The organism is Achromobacter aegrifaciens (genome assembly GCF_902859735.1).
Lineage (GTDB): Bacteria > Pseudomonadota > Gammaproteobacteria > Burkholderiales > Burkholderiaceae_B > Achromobacter > Achromobacter aegrifaciens.
Window position 1 is genome coordinate 1 of record NZ_CADIJY010000026.1, and the last position, 12,363, is coordinate 12,363.

Genomic DNA, 12,363 nt, shown 5'->3' on the forward strand with positions numbered 1-12,363 from the left:
CGATGCCGTGCTGGACGCCTTCCCGGAAACGCTGATGGCCGGCGTGGCCACCGACCTGACCGCGTTGCGCCTGTCCGCAAGCTTCACGCAGCTGAGCCGCGCGCGGCCCACGGACTGCACGCCGCTGGTGATGGACGCGGTGCAGGCCGCCGCCGACCAGCTCGGCTACGCCTCCATGCGCCTGCCCAGCGGCGCGGGCCACGACGCGGTCTACATGGCGCCCACCGGCCCCATCGGCATGATCTTCATCCCCTGCCTGAACGGCCGCAGCCACTGTCCGGAAGAGTGGATCGAACCCGCGCAGCTGCTGGATGGCACCCGCGTGCTGTACCAGTCGGTGCTGGAACTGGACCGCAAGCTGCGGGCATGACATGGCGGGCGCCCACCGGGCGCCCGCGTCACCGCTACTTCTTCACCAACGGGCAGGACGAGCGCGACAGCGGCATGAAGGCCTGGTCGCCGGGCAGGGTGGCCACCAGCTTGTAGTAGTCCCAGGGCCGCTTGGACTCGGACGGCTTCTTCACTTCGAACAGGTACATGTCATGCACCATGCGGCCGTCCTCGCGGATGCGGCCGTTGGTGGCGAAGAAGTCGTTGATGGGCATGGACTTCATCTGCTTCATCACCGCCGTGGGCTCGTCGGTGCCGGCTGCCTGCACCGCCTTCAGGTAGTGCATCACCGACGAGTAGGTGCCGGCCTGGCTCATGTTGGGCATTTTCTTGAGCTTGTCGTAGTAGCGCTGGGACCAGGCCCGGGTCTGGTCGTTCATGTCCCAGTAGAAGGCCTCGGTCAGCGTCAATCCGGCGGCGGCGTCCAGGCCGATGGCGTGGATGTCATTGATGTAGAGCAGCAGCCCGGCCATTTTCTGGCCGCCCTTGGTCAGCCCGAATTCGCTGGCGGCCTTGATGGCGTTGACCGTGTCGCCGCCGGCGTTGGCCAGGCCCACGATCTGCGCGCGGCTGGCCTGGGCCTGCAGCAGGTACGAGGCGAAGTCGCTGGAGCCCAGCGGGTGGCGCGATGCGCCCAGCACGGTGCCGCCGTTGGCCTTGACGACCTCGGTGGCGGACGCTTGCAAGGTGTGGCCGAAAGCGTAGTCGGCCGTCAGGAAGTACCAGCTCTTGCCGCCTTGTTCGACCGTGGCGCGCGCCGTGGTGTTGGCCAGCGACCAGGTGTCGTAGGTGTAGTGCACGGAATAGGGCGAGCACAGGTCGTTGGTGATGCGCTCGGTGCCGGGTCCGCTGAACACCACGATCTTCTTTTTCTCGCGCGCCACTTCCAGCACGGCCAGCGCGGGGGCGGAGCCGGCCACGTCCATGATGGCGTCGACCTTCTGGGTGTCGTACCACTCGCGTGCCTTGGCGGCGGCGATGTCGGCCTTGTTCTGGTGGTCCACCACCATCAGGTCGATCTTCTTGCCCAGCACCTTGCCGCCGAAGTCGGCGATGGCCATTTCGGCGGCGGTCGCGCTGCCTTTGCCCGTGACGTCGGCGTACACGCCGCTCATGTCCAGGATCAGGCCCAGGCGGACCACGTCGTCGGAGATCGCCTGCGCCATGGCGCAGGGCGCGGCGGCAAAGGCGGATAACAGGGCTAGCGTGCTGCGCAACTTCAGGGAAATCCGGGGGGGTCTACGGCATTTCATGGTGGGTCTCCTTTATGCCGGATCTTGTTCGGATACTGCTGGCGCTTGGGGATCTGCTGCGGCGCTCTGTTCTGGCTTGACGCTGGCGGGTCGAGGTGGGATGCCTCCTTGTCTTGAATGTGGTCTAGCGATGGGACAGCAGGTCGAATTCCATCCGCACCTTGCTGAACGGGAACTCCAGCCGCGCGAAGTACACCACGCGGCCATCGATGCAGGCGTAGCGGCGTATTTCCGCCACGGGCGAGGACACGGGAATCTGCAGGGACTCGGCGGATTCCTGGCCGGCCTGGATCACGTTCAGCACCTGGCGCGCTTCGCTGATGCGTGCGCCGTAGTACTGGTCCAGCACCGGCGCCACGGTGCTTTTGCGGATGCGGGCGCGATGCTTGCGGAACAGCGCGCTATCCAGGAAGACCTCGCTATAGCAGAAGGGGGCGCCATCGGTCGTGTGCACCCGCCGCAAGTATTGGAAGCTGCCGCTGCGGTCGGCGCCGCAAGGCATGCCCAGCGTGTCGGGCAGGGGCGAATCGGCGTTGGACTCCACCAGTGAAACCGTGCCCAGCTGATTGCTGAGTTCCACGGTTTCGGCCCAGGTCTTGGGGATCAGCAGGGTGGGCGTTTCGGGCAGTTCGGCATTGACGAAGGTGCCCGATCCGCGCGAGCGGCGGATCAGGCCATCGTCTTCCAGCAGGCCGAACGCCTGGCGGATGGTCGCCCGCGAGATGCCATAGGTTTCCATCAGCGCTTCCAGCGGCGGGATCTGCTGGCCGGGCCGCCAGGTGCGGTTCTGGATATTGCTGCGAAACAGCGCCGCCGCCTGCAGATACAGCGGCTGGGGACTGCGCGAGAAGAGCTTGGGGTCGGGCATGTTCAGGCGGAAGGCGTCGTGGTCGGGGCCGCGAGTATGGCATCGGCCATTTCGCGCAGCCGGTGCTTCTGGATCTTGACCGAGTTGGCGCTTTCCACCGAGGGGAATGCATCCAGCACGGTAAAGCCCGCCGGCGTCTTGAAGCCCGCCATCGCGGCTTTGCACGCGGCGGTCCAGCCCGCGGGGTCGGCGGCTGCGCCCGGCTGCAGCAGCACGAAGGCATAGGGCACGGTCTTGCCCTTTTGCGTGGCGCCGACCACCTGGCAGGCGCGCACGCCCGGCAGGGTTTCGACCACCTGTTCGATTTCCACCGGATTGACCAGAAAGCCGGACAGGCGCAGCGAATCGCCCATGCGGGTCTGGAACACGAACTGGCGCGGATTCAGCGTGTAGCCGAGATCGCCGGTCTTGAAGTAGCCGTCATCCGTGCAGGCGCCGCGGGTGGCCTCGGGATTGTCCAGATAACCCTGCATCAGACTGGGCGAGAGGATTTCGAGTTCGCCGGATTGGCCATGCGGCAGGATTTCGCCCGTGGCGGGATCGCGGGCGCGCACGCGCGCCTCGGGGTAGATCAGCGTGCCGCCGGGCTGGTGGCGCGCGGACACGTCGCCCTCGGCGGGATCGCGCGGCTGGCCGGCGACCAGGGCCACCAGCTCGCTGGAACCATACAGGCCGGTCAGCGGCACGCCGGCCTCGCGGGCCAGGTCCAGCATGTTGTCCAGCGCCGGCGTGAAGCTGGCGAAGCCAAACAGCCGTACCGAGGCGAAGTCGCCTTGGGCTCCCGCCCGCATCATGCCGACCAAGGCCTCGTTGTTGGCGTAGGTGTGCGTCACCGCGTGGCGGCGCACCGCTGCGGCGGATTGGGCGGTGTCGAACACCGGCGCGCAGACCACGGGCGCGCCTTGCGCCAGGCCGCCGACCAGCGTCGCGAAGCCAAAGGCGCCGCAGAACGGCGCGCTGGCGAGTACACAGCTTCCCTCGTCATAGCCATAGGCCCGCGCCACGGCCGCGCCGTGGTTCAACAGGGTGCGCTGGTCGTGCAGCACGAACTTGGGCTTGGAGGTGGTGCCGGACGTGGTGAAGCACAGCACGCCCGCATTGGGCTGGGCCGGCGGCGCTGTGTCGGTGCAGGACTGCAGGTCCTGGTAGCGGTGCGCCGGCTTGCCATGGAAGCTGGGGGGCAGCGCCTCGTCGGCATTCGTCAGCGCGATCACGCCTTGCAGGCGCTCCAGGTGTTCCGGCGCCACTTCGCCCAGGATGCCCTGGAAGTCTATGCCCTTGAACCCCGGCCAGAACACCAGCCAGTCCGCCTTGCCGCGTCCCAGGATGTCGGCCAGCTCCAGCGCCCGGAAGCGCGTGTTGACCGCCAGCACCAGCGCGCCCAGGTGCGCGCAGGCCAGGAAGGATTCCACCCAGGCGGCGCAATTGGGTAGCCAGACCGCCACGCGCTGTCCCGGGCGCACGCCGATGCGGGCAAGGCCGGCGGCCAGCGCGCAGCTTTGCGTCCGCAGTTGCGCGGCGCCGATGGGTTGGTCCTGGTCGATCAGCAGCGGCGCATCGGGCCGGCGCGCGACCAAGGCGTCCAGGTGTTCGGAGAACGTCGAGTACGGCATGTTCATGGCTTACACCGTGGCGATGGGCGTCACGGGAGAACCCACCGCGCCAGGCATGCGCAAGGGCGGGGCAGTCAGCAGGAAGCGGCTGCGGCCTTGCGCATGCAGCCAGTCGGCCAGGTCCTTCAGGTACCAGAGTTCGGCCAGCGGCAGGCCCAGCTTGAAGAGGCAATGGTGGTGCAGCGGCAGGATGGAGTGGCCGGGGCCGGAGGTGCGCGCCGGATAGGCTTCGACCGCGTAGTTGTCGGCGCAGATCGCGGCGATGCCGGATTGCGTGATCCAGTCCAGCAGCGCCGGGTCGGAGCCGTCCAGCACGGCGCCGGTCTGCTCCAGCTTGTGCGGATCGGGCTGGCCGTCCATGGCAACGATCGCCTCGGCAAAGCCCGTGCGCAGCACCAACATGTCGCCGTGTTCGACCGTCACGTTCTGTGCCCGCATGGCGGCCTGCAGGGCCGCCAGGTCGACGACCGTGCGGCCGGGGCCGTAGGCGCGCGCCAGGTCCACCAGCACGCCGCGGCCCTGCATGCCTTTTTCGGCGTAGCGGTTGATACCCAGCTTGCGCGCGTACGAGCCGCCGGGCGGGCAGCAGGCGTCGTCCGATTTGTCGGGATCCGGGCCGCCGAACACGTCCACGCCGGCGGCGTAGCCGTTGTAGTAGACGCGACGCGCCTGGCCATCGCCCTGGATGTCGAACAGCGCGCCCACGTGGCACAGGCCGTCCCACTGGGTGGAGTACTGCATGGACAGCGTGACCTGGTCGTCGGACAGCACGTCCACGGCTTCGGGCTGCACCTGCGACATCTGGAAGTTCAGGTAGGGCGTGCCTTCGCGGAAGGTGGGCTGGAGCGTCGGCGCGTGGCGGCGCGGGTTCAGCACGTTGCCGCCCGGCAGGTCCAGCGGCAGGGACAGGCAGAACACCTTGCCCGTGCGCACTTCGCGCACCGCCTGCAGCACTTTTTCCTCGGTCAGCAGGTTCAGGCGGCCGATCTCGTCATCCGGGCCGAAGTCGCCCCAGGTGGAGCCTTCGGGGCGTTGGGTCCAGCGTTTCATCTGCTTGTCTCCTGGAGGTTTTCTATGTTCTTATGAATATAGTACGTATTTACGTACTTTAAAAAGAAATCCGCAATCAGCGGGTTCGATAGGAGACAAGCCCATGACGCAATTCCTGCAGCGCAGGTTGGCGATCACTGCGCCGGCCCTGGCCGCGCTGGCCTTCCTGACCTTGCCCGCGGCCCAGGCCGCCGGCTATCCCGATCATCCCGTGACCGTCGTCGTGCCGTATCCGCCGGGCGGCGGCGCCGACATCTTTGGCCGCGCCATCGCTCACGCGCTGGAGCCGGGCCTGAAGCAGACCGTGCTGGTCGAGAACAAGCCCGGCGCGGGCGGCAATATCGGCATGGCCTACGTGGCGCGCGCCAAGCCCGACGGCTACACGCTGGGCCTGGGCACCATCGGCACCCAGACCATCAACCAGTTCCTCTACAACAACATGGCGTTCGACCCCGAACGCGACCTGGTGCCCATTGCGCTGGTGTCCACCACGCCCAACGTCATCGCCGTCAGCGCCAAGTCGCCCTACAAGACGGTGGCCGACGTGATCAAGGCGGCCCAGCAGTCCAAGGACAAGAAGCTGACCTATGCGTCGCCGGGCATAGGGTCCTCGGTGCATCTTACCGGGGCCTATTTCGAGGCCATGGCCGGCGTGACCATGCTGCACGTGCCTTTCAAGGGCACGTCCGCCTCGCTGCCGGCGGTGGCGGGCGGGCAGGTCGACCTGCTGTTCGACAACCTGCCGGGCGCGCTGGCGCAGATCAAGGATGGCAATCTGGTGCGGGGCGTGGCGGTCACGTCGGCCGCGCGCGACGCCTCGGTGCCCAACCTGCCCACCGTGGCGGAATCGGGACTGCCGGGCTTTGACGTCACCGCCTGGTTTGCGCTCTACGCCCCGCGCAATACCCCGGAACCCGTGGTCAAGCAGTTGATCGAAGCCGCGCGCAGCGGGCTGAAGAATCCGGCCGTCGCGGCCAACTTTGCCGGCATGGGCGCCAAGCCCGGCACGCTCTTCGGCGGGGACCTGGCGGCCTTCGAAGCCGGGGAACGCAAGAAGTGGGGCGGACTCATCAAGGACAAGGGAATCACCGCGCAATGAAAACGCCCACCGCACTGGTCACCGGCGGCAGCCGGGGCATAGGCCGCGCCATCGTCGCGCGCCTGATCGAAGATGGCTTCGAGGTCGTCAACTTCAGCCGCGGCGCGCCCGCAGCGCTCCTGCCCGGCGAAACGTTCCGTTCGGTCGACCTGGGCGACGCGCCGGCCACCATTGCCGCGGCGCAGGCGTTGGCGGCCGAGCGCCAGGTCCTGCATCTGGTCAACAACGCCGGCATGATCCAGGTCGCGCGCATCGGGGACGTGACGCAGGAACAGATGGCGCGGATCATGGCGCTGAACGTCACGGCGCCGGTGCTGCTGATGCAGGCCCTGCTGCCCGGCATGCGGGCGGCGGGCTACGGGCGGGTGGTGAACATCGGCAGCCGCGCCGCCCTGGGCAAGGACGGGCGCACGGTTTACGGCGCTTCCAAGGCGGCGCTGGCCGGGATGACACGCACCTGGGCGCTGGAGCTGGCGGGCAGCGGCATCACGGTGAATACCGTGGCGCCCGGACCCATCGCGACTGAACTGTTCAACCAGTCCAACCCGCCGGGCGCGCCGCAGACGCTGGCTTTGGAGGCGGCGATCCCGGCGGGGCGCGTGGGCCGACCCGAAGAGGTCGCCCATGCCGTGTCCATGTTCATGGACCCGCGGGCGGGCTTCATGACGGGACAGATGCTGTATGTGTGCGGGGGAGTGTCGGTGGGGCTTGCCGGCTAGCCGCTTGTTGCGTTGCGCGGTTGCTCAGGCTTGCGGCGCCGTCCCTTGCGGCGGCGCGTGTATGGCGAACTCGCGCGCCATTTCCTTCCTGGGCACCTTGCCGGACGCCGCCAGCGCCTGCGCACGCTCCAGGCGCAGGCGCTTGAGCACTTCCATGGGCGCGACGCCGAAATGCGCGGCGAATTTGCGCTGGAAGGTGCGGCGCGACATCTGGCAGGCGTCGGCCATGTCGTCGACCGACCAGCGCGCCGATAGCTGCGCCTCGATTTTTTCCACCAGATCCCGGAATGGCGCGGCCACGCGGTCCTGCAAACGCAGCGCCTGGCTGTACTGGCGCTGGTCGCCGTTGCGGCGCATGAAGACCACCAGCCGCCGCGCAACCCGTTGCGACAGGTCGGCGCCGAAGTCGCGTTCGATCAGCGCCAGCGCCAGGTCGATGCCGGCGGTGACGCCGGCAGAGGTCCAGTATTTGCCGCTTTCGACGTAGATGCGGTCGTCTTCGACGCGCAGGGCGGGATGAAGCTGGCGCAGCCGGTCGGCCGAACGCCAGTGGGTGGTGACGGCGCGGCCGTCCAGCAGGCCGGCGGCGGCCAGCACGAAGGCGCCGGTGCATACGCTGCAGGTGCGCCCGGCGGTCGCGTCGCGGCGGCGCAGCCAGGCGCGCGTCTCGCCATGGGCGCCCGCGAAATCGGCGCCGGGGCCGCCGGGCACGAACATCATGTCCAGGCGCTCATCGCCATCGTCGGCAAAAGTGCCGTCCACCTGCATGCGCAGGCCCTGTTCCCAGGTGGAGACCAGCGGCGTCGCGGCGATGGTGCCCAGGCGGTACAGCTTGCGACCGGCTTCCTCGTTGGCCGAACTGAAGGCTTGCCACGGTCCGGCCAGATCCAGCGGCTGGAAGCCGTCATACAGGACGAACTGCACGCGCAATGGCGCATCCGGCGCAGTATTTGGCGCACGCGTCCGGGCGCGTCCGCCTATGCTGGGAGTCGTCGTTTCTAACGGAGCATCGTCATGCATGTGAATTTTCTCTTGTTCGAAGGGCTGACCCAGCTGGATATGACCGGGCCGTATGAAGTGCTGGCAGGCGCGCCGGGCTTCACCGTGGATTTTGTCGCAAAAACGCGCGATCCGGTGCGCAGCGATCGCGGGCTGTGTTTCGTGCCCACGCAGACCATCGCATCGGCGCCGCCCTGCGACCTGCTGGTGGTGCCAGGCGGGCCGGGCACGGATGATGCCATTGTCGACGCCGACTGGGTAGCGTTCACGCGCGCGCAGGGGCTGGGCGCACGCTACGTATTCGGCATCTGCACCGGTTCGCTGTTGCTGGGCGCGGCTGGCCTGTTGCGCGGCAGGCGCGCTTCCAGCCATTGGCGCGCGCGCGAACTGCTGTCGCGCTTCGGCGCCATCCCCAGCGACGAGCGCATGTGCGTGGACGGCAACCTGTACACCGCGGGCGGCGTGACCTCGGGCATCGACATGGGGCTGAAGGTGGTGGCGGACCTGTGCGGCGAGGACGTGGCCAAGCTGATACAGCTGCAGATCGAATATGACCCCCAACCACCGTTTCCCGGTGGCACGCCCAAGACCTCGGAGCCGGCCGTGGTGCAGCGCTATCTGGAGATGTCGCAAGCGCGCTTCGAACGCCGCTCGCAGGCGGTGGACCGGGCCGCGGCCGCGATGGCCTGAGTTCGAGCGCGCGGCGCGCTCACTTCGCCAGATGATCCAGCGGCAGCGGGCTTTGCGGCTTGACGGTCTGGATCGCGAAGTTGCTGCGTATGTCCTTCACGCCGGGCAGCTTCAATAGCGTGCCCAGCAGGAAGCGTTCGTAGGCGCGCAGGTCGGGCACCACTACCTGCAGCAGAAAGTCGGACTCGCCCGACACCAGATGCGCGGCGATGACTTCCGGCAAGGTGCTGACCTCCTCGCGGAACAGGGCGGAGTCGCGCTCGTGGTGCCGCTCCACCTTGATGCCGACGAAGACGGTCAGGCCCAGGCCGACTTCGTCCGGCGCCAGGCGGGCTTCGTACCCCTGGATGACGCCGGCTTCTTCCAGCAGCCGCACCCGCCGCAGGCAGGGCGAAGGGGACAGGCCAATCTGCTCGGCGAGTTCGACATTGGTCAGCCGGCCGTTCTGCTGCAGGGCCTCGAGGATCCGGCGGTCGTAGGCGTCCAATTCACGTTTTGGCATGAAATCGGGATAAGGGTTGTTGGATTGGCGGAATATGCCAATCATCATAAATCGAATGGCATGAATAGGATGCACATGCCAGCCCGGTTTTCCTAGAATGATCGCCTGAGCCAGGACGAAAAGGAGCGGGAAAATGGCGGATATGGCGATGTTTCTAGGGGCTTTGCTGATCGTCTACGTGGTGCCGGGACCCGACATGATCCTGCTGCTGGAAACCGGCGTGCTGCGCGGCAGAGGGCAGGCGCTGGCGGTGGCCGTGGGGCTGGCCATCGCGCGGGCCGCGCACGTGACCCTGGCCGCGCTGGGACTGGCGGCGCTGTTCAAGACCCATCCCTGGGCGTTCGACGCGGCGCGCACGGTGGGGGGATGCTATCTGGTCTGGTTGGGCGTGCGGCTATTGCGCGCAGGACCCGTGTCCTACGATGCCACCGGGCAGGCGCCCGCGAGCCGCGCGGGGCTGGGGCCGGCGCTATTGAGCGGCGTGCTGACCAATGTGCTCAATCCCAAGGCCTTGCTGTTCTGCTCGGTGCTGCTGCCGCAATTCGTGTCGCCTGCCCAGGGGCCGATAGGCCAGCAGTTCGCCGTGCTGGGCGTGATCCTGGTCAGCCTGGGCCTGGCGCTGGACGTGCTGTGCGCGTTGGCGGGCGGGGCGGTGGGGCGCTGGATGTCGGCCAGCCCCCGTGCGCAGAAGATCCAGAGCCGGGTGTTCGGGCTGGCATTGATCGGCTTCGGCCTGCGCCTGACCGTGGCCCAGCGTCCGGCCTGAAGCGGCCGGTCCCGCAGCTTGCGCTACGGGACCGGCTGCCCGGCCTATTTGGCGTAGGCGTACGAGGACTCGTCGGCTTCCTCATCCTTCGGCAGCGGCGGAACCGCGCCGTCCTCCAGCAGTTCGGACTGCGTCAGGCCCTTGGTCAGCTCCAGCGCCTGGCGTTCGAACAGGCGCCGGTACAGACCGCCCTTCAGGCGGATCAGTGCGTCATGGCTGCCTTCCTCGATGACGCGGCCGCGGTCCATCACCAGCAGGCGGTCCAGCGCGCGCACCGTCGACAGGCGGTGCGCCACCACCAGCGTGGTACGACCCACCATCAGACGGTCCATGGCCTGCTGGATCAACACCTCGCTTTCGCTGTCCAGGCTGGACGTGGCTTCGTCCAGGATCAGGATGGGCGCATCGGCCAGGAAGGCGCGGGCCAGGGCCACGCGCTGGCGTTCGCCGCCCGACAGCTTGACGCCGCGTTCGCCGACCAGCGTGTCGTAGCCCTTGGGCAGCGCCATGATGAAGTCATGGGCGCTGGCCAGCCGCGCCGCCTGCTCGATCTCGGCCTGCGTGGCGCCGGGGCGGGCATAGGCGATGTTCTCCGCCAGCGTGCGGTGGAACAGTACCGGCTCCTGCTGCACGATGGCGATCTGGCTGCGCAGGGACGCCTGCCGCGCCTGGGCGATGTCCTGCCCGTCGATCGTGATGCGGCCGTCGTTCACGTCATACAAACGCTGGATCAGCTTGATGAACGTGGTCTTGCCCGAACCCGAATGGCCGACCAGGCCGACCCGTTCGCCCGGGGCGATGCGTACCGAGAAATGGTCGTACAACGCCTTGTCGTGCGCGCCATAGCGGAACGTCACGTCCTCGAAGCGGATCTCGCCGGCCGTCACGCGCAGCTCGCCCGCGCCGGGCCGGTCGTCCACGCCCAGCGGTTGCTTTTCCAGCGCGACCAGTTCTTCCATGTCGTTGACCGAGCGTTGCAGGTTGCGGATGTGCATGCCTACGTCGCGCAGGTAGCCCTGCAGCATGAAGAACATCGTCAGGGCGAAGGTGATATCGCCCACGCTAGCCTGGCCGCGCGACCACAGCAGCAGCGACGCGCCCAGGATGCCCGCCTGCATGGCGACCAGCATGGCGCCCTGGATGCCGCCGTTGATCGTGCCGCGGATCCAGGTGCGGCGGGTGCGGCGGCGCCATTTGTCGACCACGCGGTCCAGCCTGACTTCTTCGCGGTCTTCGGCGCCGAAGGCCTTGACCACCGCGTTGCAGCTGACGGCGTCGGCCAGGGCGCCGCCCATGCGCGTGTCCCAGGCGTTGCCCAGGCGCGCCGCCGGCGCCACATAGCCCAGCGACAGCGCCGCGGTCACGGCGATGTACAGCACCGAGCCCAGGCCCACCACCAGGCCCATGATGGGCCAGTGCACACCCAGCAGCGCGGTGGCGCCCACCAGCATCACGACCGACGGCAGCAGCGCGATCAGCAGCGTGTCGTTCAGGATGTCGACCGCCCACATGCCGCGCGTGATCTTGCGCACCGTGGAGCCGGCAAAGCTGTTGGCGTGCCAGTCCGTGGAGAAACGCTGCACGCGGTAGAACGCGTTGGAGACGATGCCGTTCATCATCTTCAGCGTGAAGGTGATGATGTTCTGGAACACGGCCTGACGCAGCAGCGTGCCGCCGATGCCCAGCGCGAGCAGCAGCCAGAACGCGGTCAGCGCCGCGCTCCAGACGATCTCGTCGCCAGCCGCGCCCGAGGCCACGGCGTCAACCAGTTTGCCGGCGTACAGCGGCGTCAGCACGTCGGTCACCGCCGACAGCAGGGCCAGCACGATGATGCCGGAGGTGCGCCAGGGCTGCGCGCGCCAATGGCGGAAGGTAAAGCCAAGGACATCCTTGAAGGTCTGTCCTCGTAGATCGATTTTTTTTCTGGCCATTGCAATGGCCCGGCGTCACCAGGACGCCGGGAGTCCTTGTGTGGAAAGAGGAAGGAGCGGCCTGCGCGGCGAGGCGCGGGCGATTGCGTTCAGGTTTTTGGGGCGGGCACGGAGGACCGGTCGCTAGATAGGCATCCAGCGATGGGTCCGCGCGGGCGACGACTTAATGACGTCGCGGGGACACGCGCGGGATGGCGGTATGCGGATTCATCATCTTGCGCCTCCCAATGGTGTGAGATGTGGGGAAAGGGAATGGGCAGAGGCCCGAATTGAAGATTCTATAGAAGTGGTGTAGGCGAATCAACGGGTAGGCGCGTGCCGGTGTGGGTTTTTTTCAACTGACGCGGCGTTCAATCCGGGGTGAACAGCGTGGGCGGCAGGCGCGCCACGGCCTCGTAGGTCAGGCGGATGTGGGCGGCCAGCAGTTCACAGGCGCGGTCCGCATCGCGCGCCAGCGTGGCGTCCAGGATGCCTTTGTGTTCG

At 67.7% G+C, this 12,363-nt stretch carries 12 protein-coding genes; 5 read left to right on the plus strand and 7 right to left on the minus strand.

Features of this window, described 5'->3' with window-relative positions; genetic code table 11:
• Positions 1-370, plus strand: a 370-nt coding sequence (locus tag HV766_RS29980; RefSeq protein ID WP_175182362.1) for a M20/M25/M40 family metallo-hydrolase, incomplete at its 5' end; no start/stop codon positions are given.
• A 34-nt stretch (positions 371-404) separates the two neighbouring features.
• Here the strand turns inward: HV766_RS29980 and HV766_RS29985 are convergent.
• From HV766_RS29985 to HV766_RS30000, 4 genes are all read right to left on the minus strand, one after another.
• Positions 405-1,643, minus strand: a complete 1,239-nt coding sequence (locus HV766_RS29985) for an ABC transporter substrate-binding protein (protein WP_175182363.1) — start codon at positions 1,641-1,643, stop codon at positions 405-407.
• Between the two features lie 124 nt (positions 1,644-1,767).
• Positions 1,768-2,511, minus strand: a complete 744-nt coding sequence (locus tag HV766_RS29990) for a GntR family transcriptional regulator (RefSeq protein ID WP_119449196.1) — start codon at positions 2,509-2,511, stop codon at positions 1,768-1,770.
• Between the two features lie 2 nt (positions 2,512-2,513).
• Positions 2,514-4,130: an AMP-binding protein gene (locus HV766_RS29995; RefSeq protein ID WP_415823124.1), complete on the minus strand. Its 1,617-nt coding sequence runs from the start codon at positions 4,128-4,130 to the stop codon at positions 2,514-2,516.
• A 3-nt stretch (positions 4,131-4,133) separates the two neighbouring features.
• The gene (locus HV766_RS30000) at positions 4,134-5,174 is read right to left on the minus strand and encodes a cyclase family protein (protein WP_175182364.1); all 1,041 of its coding nucleotides are present in this window, start codon (positions 5,172-5,174) and stop codon (positions 4,134-4,136) included.
• A gap of 103 nt (positions 5,175-5,277) precedes the next feature.
• Here HV766_RS30000 and HV766_RS30005 point away from each other — a divergent pair, with 103 nt between their 5' ends.
• Positions 5,278-6,273 (plus strand): Bug family tripartite tricarboxylate transporter substrate binding protein, encoded by a 996-nt coding sequence (locus HV766_RS30005; RefSeq protein ID WP_175182365.1) that lies wholly within the window; start codon positions 5,278-5,280, stop codon positions 6,271-6,273.
• On the plus strand, positions 6,270-6,992 hold the full coding sequence (locus tag HV766_RS30010; RefSeq protein ID WP_119449192.1) for an SDR family oxidoreductase: 723 nt from the start codon (positions 6,270-6,272) through the stop codon (positions 6,990-6,992). Before HV766_RS30005 ends, HV766_RS30010 begins: the two co-directional genes overlap by 4 nt.
• 24 nt (positions 6,993-7,016) lie before the next feature.
• On the opposite strand, the gene HV766_RS30015 is transcribed toward HV766_RS30010, so the two are convergent.
• The gene (locus tag HV766_RS30015) at positions 7,017-7,916 is read right to left on the minus strand and encodes a GlxA family transcriptional regulator (protein ID WP_175182366.1); all 900 of its coding nucleotides are present in this window, start codon (positions 7,914-7,916) and stop codon (positions 7,017-7,019) included.
• A 90-nt stretch (positions 7,917-8,006) separates the two neighbouring features.
• Here HV766_RS30015 and HV766_RS30020 point away from each other — a divergent pair, with 90 nt between their 5' ends.
• Positions 8,007-8,681: a DJ-1/PfpI family protein gene (locus HV766_RS30020; protein WP_054453759.1), complete on the plus strand. Its 675-nt coding sequence runs from the start codon at positions 8,007-8,009 to the stop codon at positions 8,679-8,681.
• A 19-nt stretch (positions 8,682-8,700) separates the two neighbouring features.
• On the opposite strand, the gene HV766_RS30025 is transcribed toward HV766_RS30020, so the two are convergent.
• Positions 8,701-9,183, minus strand: a complete 483-nt coding sequence (locus HV766_RS30025) for an Lrp/AsnC family transcriptional regulator (protein ID WP_054454795.1) — start codon at positions 9,181-9,183, stop codon at positions 8,701-8,703.
• Positions 9,184-9,325: 142 nt separating this feature from the next.
• Between HV766_RS30025 and HV766_RS30030 the strand changes: the two genes are divergently transcribed.
• Positions 9,326-9,949, plus strand: coding sequence for a LysE family translocator (locus HV766_RS30030; protein ID WP_225591343.1), 624 nt, complete (start codon positions 9,326-9,328; stop codon positions 9,947-9,949).
• A 44-nt stretch (positions 9,950-9,993) separates the two neighbouring features.
• Here the strand turns inward: HV766_RS30030 and HV766_RS30035 are convergent, their stop codons facing one another.
• Positions 9,994-11,880, minus strand: coding sequence for an ABC transporter ATP-binding protein (locus HV766_RS30035; RefSeq protein ID WP_175182367.1), 1,887 nt, complete (start codon positions 11,878-11,880; stop codon positions 9,994-9,996).
• Positions 11,881-12,363 lie beyond the last annotated feature (483 nt).

Coding starts and splice junctions, on each gene's coding strand:
- HV766_RS29995 (WP_415823124.1), bottom strand. CDS start 4,130: ATGAACATGCCGTACTCGACGTTCTCCGAACACCTGGACGCCTTGGTC.
- HV766_RS29990 (WP_119449196.1), bottom strand. CDS start 2,511: ATGCCCGACCCCAAGCTCTTCTCGCGCAGTCCCCAGCCGCTGTATCTG.
- HV766_RS30025 (WP_054454795.1), bottom strand. CDS start 9,183: ATGCCAAAACGTGAATTGGACGCCTACGACCGCCGGATCCTCGAGGCC.
- HV766_RS30000 (WP_175182364.1), bottom strand. CDS start 5,174: ATGAAACGCTGGACCCAACGCCCCGAAGGCTCCACCTGGGGCGACTTC.
- HV766_RS30005 (WP_175182365.1), top strand. CDS start 5,278: ATGACGCAATTCCTGCAGCGCAGGTTGGCGATCACTGCGCCGGCCCTG.
- HV766_RS30010 (WP_119449192.1), top strand. CDS start 6,270: ATGAAAACGCCCACCGCACTGGTCACCGGCGGCAGCCGGGGCATAGGC.
- HV766_RS29985 (WP_175182363.1), bottom strand. CDS start 1,643: ATGAAATGCCGTAGACCCCCCCGGATTTCCCTGAAGTTGCGCAGCACG.
- HV766_RS30035 (WP_175182367.1), bottom strand. CDS start 11,880: ATGGCCAGAAAAAAAATCGATCTACGAGGACAGACCTTCAAGGATGTC.
- HV766_RS30030 (WP_225591343.1), top strand. CDS start 9,326: ATGGCGATGTTTCTAGGGGCTTTGCTGATCGTCTACGTGGTGCCGGGA.
- HV766_RS30020 (WP_054453759.1), top strand. CDS start 8,007: ATGCATGTGAATTTTCTCTTGTTCGAAGGGCTGACCCAGCTGGATATG.